Source organism: Pseudomonas sp. HS6 (genome assembly GCF_023375815.1).
GTDB lineage: Bacteria > Pseudomonadota > Gammaproteobacteria > Pseudomonadales > Pseudomonadaceae > Aquipseudomonas.
Genome location: NZ_CP067412.1, coordinates 1,766,943 through 1,781,651, shown reverse-complemented (window position 1 = coordinate 1,781,651; position 14,709 = coordinate 1,766,943). Strand labels below are relative to the sequence as shown.

Annotated in this window: 14 protein-coding genes; 9 read left to right on the top strand and 5 right to left on the bottom strand. The window is 60.9% G+C overall.

All coding sequences use genetic code 11. The annotated features are described in order from the left end of the window. Positions 1-159 precede the first annotated feature (159 nt). On the top strand, positions 160-630 hold the full coding sequence (locus JJN09_RS08165; RefSeq protein ID WP_045121881.1) for a DUF1289 domain-containing protein: 471 nt from the start codon (positions 160-162) through the stop codon (positions 628-630). 124 nt (positions 631-754) lie between these two features. On the opposite strand, the gene JJN09_RS08160 is transcribed toward JJN09_RS08165, so the two are convergent. Beyond that, a complete protein-coding gene (locus JJN09_RS08160; protein ID WP_249486689.1) occupies positions 755-1,618 on the bottom strand; it encodes a universal stress protein in 864 nt (287 codons plus the stop codon). 159 nt (positions 1,619-1,777) lie between these two features. Between JJN09_RS08160 and miaE the strand changes: the two genes are divergently transcribed. From miaE to JJN09_RS08145, 3 genes are all read left to right on the top strand, one after another. Further along, the gene (miaE, locus tag JJN09_RS08155) at positions 1,778-2,386 is read left to right on the top strand and encodes a tRNA-(ms[2]io[6]A)-hydroxylase (RefSeq protein ID WP_011334764.1); all 609 of its coding nucleotides are present in this window, start codon (positions 1,778-1,780) and stop codon (positions 2,384-2,386) included. A gap of 139 nt (positions 2,387-2,525) precedes the next feature. After that, on the top strand, positions 2,526-3,233 hold the full coding sequence (locus tag JJN09_RS08150) for a winged helix-turn-helix domain-containing protein (RefSeq protein WP_249486688.1): 708 nt from the start codon (positions 2,526-2,528) through the stop codon (positions 3,231-3,233). Next, positions 3,234-4,520 carry an ATP-binding protein gene (locus tag JJN09_RS08145; RefSeq protein WP_249486687.1) on the top strand — a complete coding sequence of 429 codons (1,287 nt, stop codon included), beginning with the start codon at positions 3,234-3,236 and terminating at the stop codon, positions 4,518-4,520. A 34-nt stretch (positions 4,521-4,554) separates the two neighbouring features. Here JJN09_RS08145 and JJN09_RS08140 read toward each other — a convergent pair whose 3' ends face one another. Together JJN09_RS08140 and moaA are read right to left on the bottom strand one after the other, a co-directional pair. After that, positions 4,555-5,454, bottom strand: a complete 900-nt coding sequence (locus JJN09_RS08140) for a bestrophin family protein (RefSeq protein WP_249486686.1) — start codon at positions 5,452-5,454, stop codon at positions 4,555-4,557. A 28-nt stretch (positions 5,455-5,482) separates the two neighbouring features. Further along, on the bottom strand, positions 5,483-6,481 hold the full coding sequence (moaA, locus tag JJN09_RS08135; protein ID WP_096820197.1) for a GTP 3',8-cyclase MoaA: 999 nt from the start codon (positions 6,479-6,481) through the stop codon (positions 5,483-5,485). A 356-nt stretch (positions 6,482-6,837) separates the two neighbouring features. Here moaA and JJN09_RS08130 point away from each other — a divergent pair, with 356 nt between their 5' ends. The 4 genes from JJN09_RS08130 to JJN09_RS08115 all read left to right on the top strand — a co-directional run bounded on the left by JJN09_RS08130 (position 6,838) and on the right by JJN09_RS08115 (position 11,860). After that, positions 6,838-9,162, top strand: coding sequence for an FdhF/YdeP family oxidoreductase (locus tag JJN09_RS08130; RefSeq protein ID WP_249486685.1), 2,325 nt, complete (start codon positions 6,838-6,840; stop codon positions 9,160-9,162). Positions 9,163-9,271: 109 nt separating this feature from the next. Further along, on the top strand, positions 9,272-10,687 hold the full coding sequence (locus JJN09_RS08125; RefSeq protein ID WP_249486684.1) for a cytochrome ubiquinol oxidase subunit I: 1,416 nt from the start codon (positions 9,272-9,274) through the stop codon (positions 10,685-10,687). 17 nt (positions 10,688-10,704) lie between these two features. Next, the gene (gene cydB, locus JJN09_RS08120) at positions 10,705-11,721 is read left to right on the top strand and encodes a cytochrome d ubiquinol oxidase subunit II (protein ID WP_249486683.1); all 1,017 of its coding nucleotides are present in this window, start codon (positions 10,705-10,707) and stop codon (positions 11,719-11,721) included. Next, entirely contained in the window at positions 11,708-11,860 is a 153-nt protein-coding gene (locus tag JJN09_RS08115) for a DUF2474 domain-containing protein (protein WP_074688757.1), read from the top strand. Before cydB ends, JJN09_RS08115 begins: the two co-directional genes overlap by 14 nt. 190 nt (positions 11,861-12,050) lie before the next feature. Here JJN09_RS08115 and JJN09_RS08110 read toward each other — a convergent pair whose 3' ends face one another. After that, the gene (locus tag JJN09_RS08110) at positions 12,051-12,902 is read right to left on the bottom strand and encodes a CAP domain-containing protein (protein ID WP_249486682.1); all 852 of its coding nucleotides are present in this window, start codon (positions 12,900-12,902) and stop codon (positions 12,051-12,053) included. Between the two features lie 201 nt (positions 12,903-13,103). Between JJN09_RS08110 and JJN09_RS08105 the strand changes: the two genes are divergently transcribed. Further along, positions 13,104-13,724: a cell wall hydrolase gene (locus JJN09_RS08105; protein ID WP_249486681.1), complete on the top strand. Its 621-nt coding sequence runs from the start codon at positions 13,104-13,106 to the stop codon at positions 13,722-13,724. Here JJN09_RS08105 and JJN09_RS08100 read toward each other — a convergent pair. Next, positions 13,721-14,608: a LysR family transcriptional regulator gene (locus JJN09_RS08100; protein WP_249490776.1), complete on the bottom strand. Its 888-nt coding sequence runs from the start codon at positions 14,606-14,608 to the stop codon at positions 13,721-13,723. The genes JJN09_RS08105 and JJN09_RS08100 overlap by 4 nt on opposite strands. Between the last annotated feature and the right edge of the window lie 101 nt (positions 14,609-14,709).

The window sequence follows — 14,709 nt, the reverse complement described above, 5'->3', positions numbered from 1 at the left end:
TTTAAAGGTAAGTCGCGCTCTATTGGACTTTGGTTGCGTTGTACGCGGGTGGGGCAAACCTTGATCCAGCACTTGTCCCTGACGTTTGAGGGGTGATGAATGCCGGACAAAGGGCTAACATGCCGACCTGTTCCGCGTTTCAAGTGTTTTGCCCATTCTATGCCCAATCAGACCATCAAGACCCCCTGCGTCGGCCTCTGCTCCACTGTTTACGGTGATCTGGTGTGCCGTGGCTGCAAGCGTTTCCACCACGAAGTGATTCACTGGAACGGTTACAACGAGGAGGAAAAGCGCGCGGTGTGGCTGCGTCTTGAGCAATTGCTGTCACAAGTGATGGCCAGCAAGGTCGAAGTCTTCGATCCGGCGCGCCTGCGCCAGCAGCTTGAGCAGCGCAAGATCCGCTTCGTGCCGCATCAATCGCAATATTGCTGGGCTTATCAACTGATCGCTCGTGGCGCGCGGGTGATCATTAATCTGGAAGCCTACGGGATGGTGTTGCTGCCGGAGTTTCGCGACTGGAACCTGCCGGAACTGCGCGATGCCATTGATCGGGAATTTTTCCTGCTGTCGGAAGCGCACTATCAGCGCTACATCGCACCGGGTTTCCTCAAGGATGCCCTCGGCGACTGATCTATTGCTATCGCTGGCAAGCCAGCTCCCACACTGATGGTGTAATGCCCTCCATGGAGGGCACACCGAAGTCCCTGTGGGAGCTGGCTTGCCAGCGATGACGGCCTTATTGGCGCCACAATGATCAGTGCTTCACCGCCAACTCGACCAAATGGTCTTCAACCTCCTGCGGCTTGAGCACCAGCACATCACTTTCCAGCGCATCCAGCACCACTTCGGCGGTATTGCCGATCAGCGCCCCTGACAAACCGGTACGCGCCACGGTGCCAATCACGGTCACGGCCGCCTGCAGCTTGTGCGCCATGAACGGAATCAGCACATCCGCCGGGCCTTCCTCGACATGCAGATGCTCGTCGTCGACATCGAATTCAGCCTGAAACGCCCGGCATTGCTCGCGATAGCGCGCCTCGATGGTTTCCTTGAGCTGGAAGGTCGGGTCCGCCGCTGAAAGCATCGGTGACGGATGGGCGGTAATCACGTGCAGATGCCCTTTGGCCAGGCTGGCGATGTCGTAGCCGTGGTCGATAATGGTGGTGTGCAGGTGGCGGTGTTCGCCGTCGGCATTACCTACATCGACAGCGGCCAGAATCACTCGGTCTTTCCAGGAAGCGGAGGTTTTCACCAGCAGCACCGGGGTAGGGCAGTGGCGCAGCAGTTTCCAGTCTGCCGGGGTCAGCAGGGCTTTTTTCAGCGAACTGTCGGGGAAATGCTGCTTGACCACCAGACCGCAGCCTTCGGCCTGCTGCACATCGATGATGGTTTCGTGCAGGCTCTCGTTCCACGCCTGTTCGGTGGTGACGCTGTAGCCGTCCGCCAAAAGCGCGGCTTTTAGCACGCTGAGCATGCCGGCGTGATCGTGCTTCTTGTCGCAGACCAACAGGTGCAGATGGGCCTGGGTCACCCCGGCGATCAGCTTGGCGCGCTTGAGCGCCAGGCTTTCCGCGTGTTCGGGTTCGATGACCACCAGAATGCTGCGAATGGCTTGCATGAGTGAGTCTCCAGCAATGAAAAGGCACGGCGTTGCACAACTATAGTTGCTGCTCATCCGTCTGCGACTTGATGCATATCAACGCGAGCGGCTGGTGGTCTGCGGGCAGGCCGGTATAATCGGCGCCCTTCGCTCGAACACCTTTTGACCGTGAGCCCCATGATCCTTCCCGAAATCCACGAATTCCTTGGTTGCCGCACGCCTGACGCCTGGGTCCAGGCCGCGCTGGCCGATCAGGAAACCCTGCTGATCGACCACAAGAACTGCGAGTTCAAGGCCGCCAGCACCGCGTTGAGCCTGATCGCCAAGTACCATTCCCACGTCGATCTGATCAACATGATGTCGCGTCTGGCCCGGGAAGAACTGGTGCACCACGAACAGGTCATGCGCATCATGAAACGGCGCAAGATCGAACTGCGCCAGCTCCACGCCGGCCGTTATGCCTCGAGCCTGCGCAAAGTGGTGCGCAGCCACGAACCGGTAAAACTGGTCGACACCCTGGTGGTCGGCGCCTTCATCGAAGCGCGCAGCTGCGAGCGGTTCGAAGCGCTGGTGCCGCATCTGGACGAAGAACTCGGCAAGTTCTACTTCGGCCTGCTGAAGAGCGAGGCCCGGCATTTCCAGGGTTATCTGAAACTGGCCTACCAGTACGGCGACGCCAAAGACATCGCTCAAGTGATCGAGAGAGTCCGCGCCGCCGAGCAGGACCTGATTGAATCGCCGGACGAGGAATTCCGCTTCCACAGTGGCGTACCCGTCGCGGCATGAATTGTTAAAAACTCTTAAGAGTATGAAACATCAACGAAAACCGGCCCAAGTGGCCGGTTTTTGCTGCCTGCGATAAGCGTCTGGCCCGCGAATGCCGCCATAATGGCGCCCACTTCACTGAGGGTTGGCGACGGTTGTTATGGATAACCTGGGTTTTGGCAGAGTCCTGCTGGTGGAAGACGATGAGCGCCTGGCTGCGCTGATCGCGCACTTTCTCGAACAACACGGCTTTGATGTGCGCACGGTGCATCGCGGCGATCTGGCTGTGGCCGCGTTTCTTGAGTTCAAGCCCAAAGTGGTGGTGCTCGACCTGATGCTGCCGGGGCAAAGCGGCCTGCACGTGTGCCGGGAAATTCGCAGCGTGTCGGACACGCCGATCGTCATCCTGACCGCCAAGGAAGACGACCTCGATCACATTCTGGGTCTGGAGTCCGGGGCCGACGATTACGTGATCAAACCGATCAAACCGCCGGTCTTGCTGGCGCGACTGCGTGCGTTGCAACGCCGCCAGGTGCCGGACAGCGGCGTGGTCAGTTCTCTGGAATTCGGCAACTTGGTCATCGACCGCAGTTGCCGCGAAGTGCGTCTGGCGGGCGAGTTGATCGAGCTGACCACCATGGAATTCGAACTGCTGTGGCTGCTGGCCAGTGCCGCCGGCAATATCCTGTCGCGCGATGACATTCTCAACCGCATGCGCGGCATCGCTTTCGATGGCCTCAATCGCAGCGTCGATGTGTACATCAGCAAGTTGCGCAACAAACTCAAGGACAACCCCCGCGAACCGGTGTGCATCAAGACTGTGTGGGGCAAGGGCTATCTGTTCAATCCGTTCGCGTGGGAGCTGTAGATGCTGCGGTTATTTCTGGGGCTGTTTCTGGTGATGACAGTCGGGCTGGTGGCGGCGCTGCAAACCGTCGAACACACCTTCAACGCGTTGCTCGACAACCAGATGCAGGCCTACAACCGCGAGGCGGTGCGAGGCCAGGCCTGGTCGCTGATCGAGCACATGCGCGACCAGCAAGGTGCGGCGCGCGAGGCGCAACTGGAGGCGTTGCGTCCGCATTACGGGCTGACGTTGAACCTGATCGAGTCCGATCAACTGGCCCTGACGCCCGAGGAAAAGGCCGAACTGGCGCAGAACCTGTTGGTGATTCGCGACAACTACACCCAATTCATCAGCAACATCGACGGCGGTTCGCAGGTGCTCAGCATCAAGTTGCCGCCCGAGCCGAGCCTGATGCCGTTCTACATCGCAGCGGCCTATCTGATGCTGGCGGTGCTGCTCGGTATCGTCCTGTACTTCTGGGTCCGTCCGCACTGGCGCGATCTGGAAAAACTGCGACTGGCCGCCGAGCGATTCGGCGACAACGACCTGTCATCGCGCATCCAGCTCTCCAAACGCTCGAACATTCGCGATCTGGCCGAACACTTCAACCTGATGGCGGCGCGCATCGAAGGCCTGATCGCCAATCAGCGCGAATTGACCAATGCCGTTTCCCACGAACTGCGCACGCCGATTGCCCGGCTGTCGTTCGAGCTCGACCAGCTCAAGCAACAACCGGACGCCAGCCAGAATCGCGAACTGATCGCCGACATGTATGCCGACCTGGGCGAGCTGGAAGAAATGGTCTCCGAGCTGCTGACCTATGCCAGCCTCGAACGCGGCGCGACCGTGATTACCCGCGAGAATATTCAGGCCGCCAACTGGCTCGACAGTGTGGTGGGCAGCGTCGCCCTGGAAGCCGAGGCCGCCGGGGTGCAATTGCTGATCGGCGAATGCCGGGTCGAAGAAGTGCGGATCGAGCCGCGATTCATGGCGCGGGCGGTGATCAATCTGCTGCGCAATGCCATTCGTTATGCCGAGGAGCGGGTTGAGGTGACGCTGGTGCGAGTCGGCGATCAATACGAAGTGCAGGTCAATGACGACGGCCCGGGTGTGCCGCTGGCCGGTCGGGAGAAGATTTTCGAACCGTTCTCGCGCCTGGACGCCAGCCGTGACCGCCGCACCGGTGGCTTCGGCCTCGGGCTGGCATTGGTGCGACGGGTGTCGCAGTCCCATGGCGGCCGGGTCGAGGTTGGCGACTCACCGTGGGGCGGGGCGTCATTTCGCATGACCTGGGCGCATCTGGATTGATTGAATTTCCTCCCCCGAAGGGGGAGGCGTCGGATCAACTCAGCACGTAGTCCACTGGTTTCAGAGCCGGTGGCAAAGGCTCGGTGCCCAGCTCCGACAGAATATCCCGCTCGATACCCCGCACCAGCGCATCGGTCGGCAAATCGTTTTCATCCCGGCCGAACGGGTCTTCCAGTTCATCGGCAATCGCATCCAGACCGAAAAAGGTGTAGCTGACAATCGCCGTGAACAGCGGCGTCAGCCAGCCCAGCGGTTCGGCCATGGCGAACGGCAGCAGGATGCAAAACAGATAGATCGTGCGGTGCAGCAGCAGGGTGTAAGGGAAGGGCAGCGGCGTGTTCTTGATCCGCTCGCATACCGCTTGTGCCTGAGTCAGGCTGGTCAGGTGATTGGCCAGCAGCATGTAGCGCCACTCACTGAGGTCGCCGGCCTCATGCAGATCGGAACATTGCTGGCCGACGGTTTGCAGGATGCGTCCGCTGTAATCCGGCACCTGTGCATCGTGTTGAGGGGTGATCCACTCGGCGCTGGCGGCGGCTTCGTTTTCCCGGCGCAACCGAGCATTCAAGGCATGAGCAAAACCGCAGAGGTTGAGCAACAGCAGACGGCGCTGCGCCGATTCACGGATGACATGAGTTTCGCGGATCACCGAACGCACATGCACGATCACCTCACCCCAGGCCTTGCGCGCCTCGTACCAGCGGTCGTAGCAGGCGTTGTTGCGAAAATTCATGAAGATCGACAGTGACAGACCGAGCAAGGTAAACGGCGTGGCGTTGACCTTGGTGAAGTTGCTCGGGTGCAGGATCTCCACCAGCACGATGATCGACGCCAGCAGCGTGACCATCAGGGTGCGCAGGGCGATGCGCTTGGCAATCGAACCCTTGAGGGTAAACAGGACGGCGAACTGATTGATCTTGGGCCGGATGATCATACTTTTTTTGCCTTGAAAACGTGGCGGTTCAGCCGCCGGTCATGTTCATGAAACGCACCACTTGCACGTCGTCGTTCACTTCAAAATTGTGCCGGTAAGGCTTGAGCTTCATCGCTTCGATGATCGCTTTCTCGAGCCGTTCCGGTTGACCCGGGTGGGCGCGCAGCACCGCTTTCAAATCCACCGAATGTTCGTTCCCCAGACACAGTAGCAAACGCCCCTCGACGGTCAGTCGCACCCGGTTGCAGGTGCCGCAGAAATTGTGGCTGTGGGGCGAAATGAACCCCAGCCGAATGTGCGGCGCCTCCGCCAGCCGCCAGTAGCGCGACGGGCCCTGGGTCGACTCGGCGGAATCGATCAGGGTGTAGCGTTCGGCGATCTTTTCGCGCACCTGGGTGCTGGAAAAGAACGACTCGGCGCGACTGTGTTCGCTGATGATGCCCAGCGGCATTTCCTCGATAAAGGAAATGTCCAGATCGCGCTCGATGGCGAACTGCACCAGATCGTTGATCTCGTGATCGTTGCGGCCCTGCATCACCACGCAGTTGAGTTTAGTGCGGGTAAATCCGGCCTCGCGGGCGGCATCGATGCCGTTGATCACTTGTGCCAGATCACCGGTGCGGGTCATTTGTTTGAAAAGCACGGGGTCAAGGCTGTCGAGGCTGACGTTGAGGCGCTTGACCCCGGCGTCGAACAGCGGGCTGGCGAGCTTGCCGAGTTGCGAGCCGTTGGTGGTCAGGCACAGCTCGCGCAGGCCGGGCAGGGCAGCGATCTGCTTGCACAACCCGACGACGCCGGGACGAATCAGCGGCTCGCCTCCGGTCAGGCGTATCTTGCGGGTGCCCAGTGCGACAAAGCTCTGCGCCAGTTGATAGATCTCCTCCAGCGTCAGCACCCGTTGGCGCGGCAAGAACTGCATGTCTTCAGCCATGCAATACACGCAGCGAAAGTCGCAGCGGTCGGTGACCGACATGCGCAGGTAGTCGACGCGGCGGTTGTAACCATCGATCAAGACGCGCTCTGACATGACAGCCTCGCTTGGGTGAAATCCGCTATTGAAGGGATTGGGTCGGTGCAGATTATGAGCAACTTGTGACAGCGTCCAATCACTCTTAATGACTGGCCGATTGATGCTGTCGATGATGAAATAATTATTTCGGATTTATCGCTTCTTAGTTTTGCAAGTGCCCGAATTCAAAGGGTTTAACGCCGTGATAGATGCTTTCGATAACGCAGTCATTAATAGCGATTAGACAAGTTTTTGCAGCGGTTCATATCCTTGGTCCCGTCAAACGAAACGACCGCTTTTGAACTTGAAAGTCAGTCGTCGCTGTTTAAACCCGATCAGGTTTTTGCCTGTGTGCATCGTCATGGAGAAGTCCCATGTCACAAGTCGACCGTTACAAACCCTACAAGGGCGCCGCTGCGGGCTGGGGCGCTGTGATCAGCCTCACCAAGAACTGGCTGGGCAGTGAAAACGCCCTTAAAAACATCCGCGCCATGCTCAAGACCAACCAGAACGGCGGCTTCGACTGCCCCGGTTGCGCCTGGGGTGAAGCACCTGGCGCGAGCATGCTGAAGTTCTGCGAGAACGGCGCCAAAGCGGTGAACTGGGAGGCCACCGGCCGCCTGGTCGATCCGGCGTTCTTCAACAAGTACACGGTGTCGACGCTGGCCGAGCAAAGCGATTACTGGCTTGAATATCAGGGCCGGATCACCCACCCGATGCGCTACGACGCCCGGGTCGATCGCTATGTCGAGACCACCTGGGACGAGGCGTTCGCGCTGATCGCCAAGCACCTCAAAGGCCTGAAGTCGCCCCACGAGGCCGAGTTCTATACCTCGGGTCGCGCCAGCAACGAAGCGGCGTTTCTCTATCAGTTGTTCGTCCGCGCCTACGGTACCAACAACTTCCCGGACTGCTCGAACATGTGCCACGAAGCCAGTGCGGTGAGCATGGGCGAGACCCTCGGCGTCGGCAAAGGCACGGTGGTCTACGAAGACCTGCACCACGCCGACGCGATTTTCGTCATCGGCCAGAATCCCGGCACCAACCACCCGCGCATGCTCGAACCGCTGCGTGAAGCGGTGAAGCGTGGCGCGCAAGTGGTGTGCATCAACCCGCTCAAGGAGCGTGGGCTGGAGCGTTTCCAGAACCCGCAGAACCCGATCGAGATGCTGAGCAACGGCTGGGAAGCGACCAACACCGCGTACTTCCGTCCAGCCTTGGGCGGCGACATGGCGATGATCCGTGGCATGGTCAAGTTCCTGCTGGAGTGGGAGCGTGAAGCCCAGGCCACCGGCGGCGAACCAGTGTTCGATCACGCGTTCATCGCCGAGCACACGTCGGGTCTCGACAGCTATCTGGCCGAAGTCGATGCCACGAGCTGGGAGCACATCGTCGAGCAGTCCGGCGTGCCGCTGCATGACATCGAACTGGCCGCGCGCATGTATGCCCGCGCCAAGAGTGTGATCATGTGCTGGGCCATGGGCCTGACCCAACACGTGCACTCGGTGCCGACCTTGCAAGAAGTTATCAACCTGCAACTGCTGCGTGGCAATGTCGGCCGTCCGGGCGCCGGGCTGTCGCCGGTGCGTGGCCACAGTAACGTGCAGGGCGACCGCACCATGGGCATCAACGAACTGGCGCCGAAAGCGCTGATGGACGCCCTGGAAAAACGCTTCAACTTCAAGGTGCCACGCCTGCACGGCCACAACACGGTCATGGCGATTGGTGCTATGGAACGTGGCGAAGCCAAGGTGTTTATCGGGCTGGGCGGCAACTTCGCACAAGCCACGCCGGACACTCCGCGCACCCACGAGGCAATGCGCAAACTTGACCTCACCGTGCACATTTCGACCAAGCTCAACCGTAGCCATCTGGTGACCGGGCGTGACGCGCTTATCCTGCCGTGCCTCGGTCGCACCGACATCGACGTGCAGGCCGAAGGTCCGCAAGGCGTGACCGTGGAAGACACCTTCAGCATGGTGCATTTGTCGTTCGGCCAACTGAAACCGAAGTCGGCGCACCTGAAATCCGAGCCGGCGATCATTGCCGGGATCGCCGCCGCCACTCTGGGCAAGCACCCGATCGACTGGGAATGGGCGGTGGGCGACTACGGGCGCATCCGCAACCTGATTGCTGACGTGATTCCGGGCTTCGAGAATTTCAACGAGAAGCTGCTGATCCCCGGTGGTTTCCACCTCGGCAACGACGCCTCCGACCGTGTCTGGAATACCGAATCCGGTAAAGCCCGGTTCACCCCGTGCGTACTGCCGGAACATCTGATCAGCGAAGGCGTGCGCAACCTGCCGGTCAAGCCGCATCTGATCCTGCAAACCATGCGTTCCCACGATCAGTACAACACCACGCTGTACGGCCTCGACGACCGTTATCGCGGGGTTTACGGCATGCGCGACGTGGTGTTCGCCAACGAACAGGACATCCGCCGTCTCGGTTTTGAACCGGGGCAGAAGGTTGATCTGGTAGCGCTGTGGGATGACGAGCGTGAGCGTCGGGTCAGCGGTTTCACCCTGATCGCCTACGACATTCCAGCGGGGCAAGCCGCCGCGTACTACCCGGAAACCAATCCGCTGGTGCCGCTGGAAAGTTACGGTGATCGCACTTACACGCCGACCTCCAAATTCGTGGCGATCCGCCTCGAAACTGCCGAGGCGAGCAACCTGATCCCGTCGTCGGTGGCCTGACCGACGCACGCGATCCAACCCTTTTGCAATTTGACTGGCTGCAGGCGTTCGCGCCTGGCGGTGGCCCGGCCGTGTGCTGCCGCTTTTCAGCCCTGATGAGGACATCATCATGTTCAACCTGGAGGCACTGGACCTGGCGCGAATTCAATTCGCGTTCACGGTTTCGTTCCACATCATTTTCCCGGCGATCACCATTGGTCTTGCGAGTTTCCTGGCGGTGCTCGAAGGCCTGTGGCTGAAAACCCACAACGACACTTACCGCGATCTCTACCATTTCTGGTCGAAGATCTTCGCCGTCAACTTCGGCATGGGCGTGGTCTCGGGTCTGGTCATGGCGTACCAGTTCGGCACCAACTGGAGCGGATTTTCCGACTTCGCCGGCAGCGTCACCGGGCCGTTGCTGACCTATGAAGTGCTGACTGCGTTCTTCCTCGAGGCCGGCTTCCTCGGGGTGATGCTGTTCGGCTGGAACCGCGTGGGCCGTGGCTTGCACTTCTTCGCCACGGTGATGGTCGCCATCGGCACGCTGATCTCGACCTTCTGGATTCTCGCGTCCAACAGCTGGATGCAGACCCCGCAAGGTTTCGAAATCGTCGACGGTCGTGTGATGCCGCTGGACTGGCTGGCGATCGTGTTCAACCCGTCGTTCCCGTTCCGTCTGGCGCACATGGCGATTGCCGCGTTCGTTGCCACGGCGTTTTTCGTCGGCGCTTCGGCGGCCTGGCATTTACTGCGTGGCAATGACAGCAAACCGGTGCGCAAGATGTTTTCCATGGCGCTGTGGATGGCGCTGATCGTGGCGCCGATTCAAGCGGTGGTGGGTGACGCCCATGGCTTGAACACCCTGGAACACCAACCGGCGAAAATCGCTGCCATCGAAGGTCACTGGGAAAACGCCGACAACGGGCCGACCCCGCTGGTGCTGTTCGGCATCCCGGACATGCAGGCGGAGAAGACCAAATACGCGATCGAGATTCCGTACCTCGGCAGCCTGATCCTCACCCACAGCCTCGACAAGCAGATCCCGGCGCTCAAGAGCTTCCCGAAAGAAGACCGGCCGAACTCGACCGTGATTTTCTGGAGCTTCCGCGTCATGGCCGGGCTCGGCATGTTGATGATCCTCGTCGGTGTGCTGGGCCTGGCGTTGCGGCGCAATGGCAAGGTCTACCGTCATCGCGGCTTCCAGCGTCTGGTGCTGCTGATGGGGCCGAGTGGTCTGATCGCGCTGCTGGCGGGTTGGATCACCACCGAGGTCGGGCGTCAGCCGTGGGTGGTTTACGGTCTGATGCGCACTCACGACGCGGCGTCCCATCACTCGGTGGCGCAGATGAGCACCTCGCTGGCGCTGTTCGTCGTCATCTACTGCTCGGTGTTCACCGTGGGCATCGGCTACATGATGAAACTGGTGAGCAAGGGCCCGCAGCCGCACCACGAACACCCGCCTGAAGGCACCCAGATACAGACCCCGCGCCGGCCTCTCTCGGCGGTCACCGACAACCTCGAATCCGCGACCCGGATCCACTGATAAAGGAGCGTTGAGTCATGGGTATTCAAGGTATCGATCTCTCGTTGATCTGGGGTGTGATCATTGCCTTCGGGGTGATGATGTACGTGATCATGGACGGCTTCGATCTGGGCCTCGGGATCCTGTTTCCGCTGATCAGCGATGAGCAGGAACGCGACGTGATGATGAACACCGTCGCACCCGTCTGGGACGGCAACGAAACCTGGCTGGTGCTCGGCGGTGCGGCGTTGTACGGCGCGTTTCCGCTGGCTTACGGGGTGATTCTGGAGGCGCTGTATCTGCCGCTGATCTTCATGCTCGCGGGTTTGATTTTTCGCGGTGTGGCGTTCGAGTTTCGCTTCAAGGCGCCGGCGGAAAAACGCTATCTGTGGGACTGGGCGTTCATCGGTGGTTCGCTGCTGGCGACGTTCTCCCAGGGGGTGGTGATCGGCGCGTATGTGGCCGGGATTCCGGTGGTGGATCGGCAGTTCGCCGGTGGCGGTCTCGACTGGCTGGCACCGTTCCCGCTGGTCTGCGGCATCGGTCTGGTAGTCGCTTATGCCTTGCTCGGCAGCACCTGGCTGCTGGTGAAAACCGAAGGCATGCTCGAGTCGCGAATGCGTCACTACAGCCGTCCATTGGCCTGGCTGTTGCTGGCGATGGTGGTGGTGATCGGCGCGTGGACGCTGCAACTGCACCCGGAACTGGCCACTCGCTGGTTCAACCATGCGCACCTGACCGTGTTCGCCGGGCTGGTGGTGCTGGCGGCATTGTCGCTGTTCGGTCTGTTGCGTTCGCTGCGTCAGCGGCACACCCACTGGCCATTCGTGTTCACCCTGGTGCTGATGTTCCTCGGTTACATCGGGCTGGCGCTGAGCATCTGGCCGAACATCATCCCGCCGTCGGTCAGCCTGTGGGCGGCAGCATCACCGGCCACCAGCCAGTTGTTCGCCCTGATCGGCGCGCTGTTCATTTTGCCGGTGATCCTGATGTACACCTTCTGGAACTACTACGTCTTCCGCGGCAAAGTGAGGATTGGCGATGGCTACCATTGAAATGCGTGAAGTGAAAAGCCGCTGGTACAAACGACTGGGCTGGTTGCTGCTGATCTGGTCCGGCAGTGTAGTCTCGCTGGCGGTGGTGGCGAGTCTGCTGAAACTGGCGATGTATGCGGCGGGGATGAGAACCCACTGACCAAAAAAACCGGAGCCTGGCTCCGGTTTTTTATTGCCCCAATCTGAGTCCACCCATGAGTCCTGTGGGAGCTGGCTTGCCAGCGATGGCGGCGGATCAGTCGATGATGGTTTGACTGTGCTGGCCCCATCGCTGGCAAGTCGAATCGTCGCACCGCAGCTCCCACAGTGTTCAGTGGTGGTTTTAAGACTTACTCGCCACCAAACATCGCAGTCCAGTAAATGCCGGCGCTGCTCTTCGGATCGACGGCATAGGCCGCACCGAGTTCGCGGTACTGCGGGTTCATCAGGTTGGCGCAATGACCGGGGCTGGCGAGCCAGCCGGCAACGACTTTCTGCACGGTATCCTGCCCGGCGGCGATGTTCTCGCCGACCTGCTGACCGCTGTACCCGGCCAGTTCAGCGCGGTCACCGGGGGTACGGCCGTCGCGGTCCTTGTGGTCGAAATAATTGTTGTTGGCCATCTGACGGCTGTGATCCTGCGCCACACCGCCGAGCACTGCGTTCCACGCCAGCGGCGCGGCGGCCGAGAAGGCCTGGCCACCGCACTGGCGTGGCTGGCTGCGGGCGGCGTTGAGTTGTGTCAGCAACTTCTGGCCTTCGGCTTGCCCGTCGCCCAGACGCGCCGACAACAATGGCCGCGCCAACGTGATGCGCCAGTCGCGGTCGGCGCGGCTGACACCGATATCGACGAACTGCGGATCCAGCACCACCTGACAGAAGCTCTCCTGAATCGCCTTCATCGCCGATGCCGCATCCCGAGGGCCGTTGAGGGTGATCGCCTGCACATTGACCATCGGGTAGCTGGCACTGGCCATGGCCTGTTGCAGATCGACGACGCCGCTGGCTGGCAGAATCAGGCGCGGGTCGGCCGACAGCGGCGGCAACTCACTGGACGCCTGCGCGCCGCAACGCTGCGGTTGGCTGCGGTAGCTGTTGATCGACTCGACCAGTTGCGACTCGTCGGTGGCCATGGCCGAGGTGGCCAACGCCAGTCCCGTGGACAACACGGCGAGTCGCAGAACGGATGGCATGAAGCGCATGGAAATCTCCCTTGGGCTGAGTGCGCCCATGATGCGCGAAAGGCCCCGGGGTCGTGCAATGTCTTTTTTCTTCATCCTGTGGTTTTCAGCGCGGAACGTTGCGCCGGATTCTGCCGTCTACACTCTGCGAAGTCCCCGGAAACCGGGCGTCTCAGCCATTTAACACTTTGCCCGCAACGGGCGCTGCCGGAAGAATCGATCATGAAATTGCACGGGCTGATCTGTTGTCTTGTGTTGACCCTGCTGAGCGGCACGGCATTGGCCACCGATCAGGCGCCAATCAAGGAAAAGGCCGAAGCGAAAGCCGAGGTACTGGAAGAGAAGGCTGCCGACAAACCCGACGCGCCGCCGGCGCCAAAGTCCGAAGCCATCACCCCGAAAGAAGTGCAAGCCGTCGACCCGGCCGGCACCGCGCCGCTCGACGACCCGATCACCTGTCTGGCGCGCAGCATCTATTGGGAAGCCAAGGGCAAGGACACGGCGGAAATGGAAGCCGTGGCCAGCGTGGTGATGAACCGCCTCGGCCACGATGGTTTTCCGGGCACCGTGTGCGAGGTGGTCAAGCAGGGCTCGGAAACCAAGAGCTGCCAGTTTTCCTGGTGGTGCGATGGTAAGTCCGATCAGGTCAAGGAAGACGCCGAATATGCGCTGGCCAAGGAGATCGCCGGCAAGGCGCTGAACCGCCAGCTTAACGATCGCACCCATGGCGCGCTGTATTTTCATGACCACAATGTCGACCCGAGCTGGGCCAAGAAGTACACCAAGACTGCCGAGACCGGGAAGTTCCTGTTCTACAAACCCAAGGACGGAGAGGCGCGCTAGGCGCAAACCTCCCGCACACAATTGCGCAACCAGCGATGCGCCGGGTCGGCGTCCATGCGCGGATGCCAGAGCATGGACACGCTGATGTCCGGCATGCGCAAGGGCAGGGCGAAACTGTGCAGGCCCGTTCGCAGTTTGCTGGTGTGACGTTCTGGAACGGTGGCGATCAAGTCTGATTCTCGGACCAGTGTCAGCGCCGCCGAAAACCCGCCGAACGAGGTGACGATATCCCGCGTCAGGCCGAAGGCGAGCAATGCCTCGTCCACCGGACCGCTGCTGCGCCCGCGGCGTGACACCAGAATGTGCTGGCCAGCAGAGAAGCGTTTGGCGCTGACCTTGCCGCTGCTCAACGGATGCCCCTCACGCACCACACCGATCCACTGATCCCGGAACAGGATGCGACTGTGCAGCGTCGGGTCGGTGCTGTCATCGACCACACCGGTTTCCAGATCCACCCGACCTTCGCGCAACAGTGTGCTGTCCTTGTCAGCCTTTTGCACAAAGCGCAAGCGCACATCGGGCGCCTCTTCGGCGATGCGGGCGAGCAGGGCGGCGGCAAAGGTTTCGACAAAACCGTCGGTGTTGCGCAGGGTGAAGGTGCGCCGCAACTGGCCGGGATCGAGCACCTCTGCCGGGCGCAAAACCGCCTCGGCTTCCTGCACCAGATAACTGACCCGGTCGCGCAGCTCCAACGCACGCGGGGTCGGCACCAGTCCGCGACCGGCGCGAACCAGCAGCGGATCCCCGGTGGTTTCCCGCAACCGGGCCAGCGCCCGGCTCATTGCTGAAGGGCTCAGACGCAGGCGTTCGGCGGCGCGAGCGACGCTGCCTTCGCTCAGCAACACGTCGAGGGTGATCAACAGGTTCAGGTCCGGCGCATTCATGACATGGCGTTCCATGCAGGTATCAAGTGCAAAGCATGCGTCTTGCGCCTTGTATTGTCGAGGCTCAGGCTATGCCGCATGACCTTTGCCCTGTGAGCCCC